The following is a 282-nucleotide window of genomic DNA, read 5'->3' as shown; positions in this document are numbered from 1 at the left end:
ATGCCCCTCGACTTGCATGTGTTAAGCCTGTAGCTAGCGTTCATCCTGAGCCAGGATCAAACTCTACATTGTATAATTGACTTTTATCTTAAAACCTCAACGGACGTAAAGCCCGAAGGGTCTGTTCCGTACACAGGGCTGGCTAAATGCTCAGCCCCGGCTCTCGCCTTGTACTGCTCTACATATCCTCTGTCTGTCTCAACCTGTCAAAGAACTCTTTCTCTCGCCGCTCATCAGGGGTTGTTCCCTGAAAGCGGATGCAAAGGTAGGCACTTTTTCACA

The 282-nt window shown here is 48.9% G+C and carries 1 rRNA gene; it reads right to left on the bottom strand.

The window, feature by feature from the left end:
- Positions 1–72: ribosomal RNA gene (locus tag M3089_RS15750) — 16S ribosomal RNA — on the bottom strand; the annotation flags it as partial.
- Positions 73–282: the final 210 nt, after the last annotated feature.

The organism is Marseilla massiliensis, from assembly GCF_023336985.1.
GTDB classification, from domain to species: domain Bacteria; phylum Bacteroidota; class Bacteroidia; order Bacteroidales; family Bacteroidaceae; genus Prevotella; species Prevotella intestinigallinarum.
This window is presented reverse-complemented; position numbering and strand designations above follow the sequence as displayed.